Source organism: Nesterenkonia sp. K-15-9-6 (assembly GCF_052656005.1).
This window is the reverse complement of sequence record NZ_JBQYEY010000058.1, coordinates 1-1,274: the sequence shown is the minus strand read 5'-3', so window position 1 is coordinate 1,274 and position 1,274 is coordinate 1. Positions and strand designations below refer to the sequence as shown.

Genomic DNA, 1,274 nt, shown 5'->3' with positions numbered 1-1,274 from the left:
GGGTCTGCTGAAGGTTCGGTTGACTTCCTGACTGCTCGAGCGAGCAGAGAGGATAGTCACTATGCCGAAGATCTACTCCGAGGAGTTCCGCGCTACCGCGCTGGAGCTCCTCGATTCCGGGATGACCCAGCAGCAGGTCTGCGAAGATCTGGGACTGTCGAAGTCGACCCTGCAGCTATGGGTGAAGAACCGCAGGATGACCCAGCACGGTTTCGAGCCGTCCGAGACGGTCGAAGATCGCGCTGAGCAGACCAGGATGCTCCAGCGCATCCGCGAGCTCGAGCAGGAGAACAAAGTTCTGCGTGAAGCCGCGGCCTATCTCTCGCAGGCGAACCTGACAATCGGCCGCACCCGCCCAAAATGATGTACCCGCTGGTCCGCGACCTTGCCGCCGCCGGTGTCCCGGTGACGGTGACCTGTCGGGTACTGGGCTTCTCCAAACAGGCCTTCTACAAGTGGAACGCCGCCCCGGTCGCGGCACGGGATCTGGAAGAGGCGCATCTGCTCAATACCGCCTATGACATCCACGCCGACGACCCGGAGTTCGGCCACCGGTTCATCGCCGACGAGCTCACCGCCGCCGGCTATCTGGTCTCGGAACGACGAGTCTGGCGGCTGTGTTCGCAGCAGAGGCTATTCTCCACCACGCAGCGCACCAGGCGCGGCACGGCGAAGAAGCCTGGTCCTGCGGTCACCGATGATCTGGTCAACCGCGAGTTCATCGCCGAGGCGCCGAATCGGCTGTGGCTGACCGATATCACCGAGCACCGCACCGCTGAGGGCACGCTGTATCTCTGCGCGGTCAAGGATGTTTTCTCCAACCGGATCGTCGGCTATGCGCTTGATCGGAGGATGAAGTCCGCGCTGGCGGTGGCCGCGATCGAGGATGCCGTTGCTCGCCGCGGCCGTAACGCGGTCGTCGGCTGTGTGGTCCATTCGGATCGAGGCAGTCAGTTCAGGTCACGGAGATATCAGCGCACGCTGGCGGCCCATCGGCTGGCGGGGTCGATGGGCCGAGTCGGTGCTGCCGGGGACAACGCGGCGATGGAGAGCTTCTTCTCCACGTTGCAGAAGAACGTGCTGAACACGCGGTCCTGGGATTCTCGGGATCAGCTGCGCAGGCGGATCATCCACTGGATCGAGCGGACCTATCATCGACGCCGTCGTCAGCGCCGGCTGGGGAAGCTGACTCCGGTCGAGTACGAGACCGTCTACACTCAAGACGTCGCGTTGGCGGCGTGAAGCATGGAGTCAACCGAACCTTCAGCAGACCC

1 pseudogene is annotated in these 1,274 nt (G+C 63.4%); it reads left to right on the top strand.

Features of this window, described 5'->3' with window-relative positions:
• Nucleotides 1–61 precede the first annotated feature (61 nt).
• Nucleotides 62–1,242 (top strand): annotated as a pseudogene (locus tag SD455_RS16595) (IS3 family transposase).
• Nucleotides 1,243–1,274: the final 32 nt, after the last annotated feature.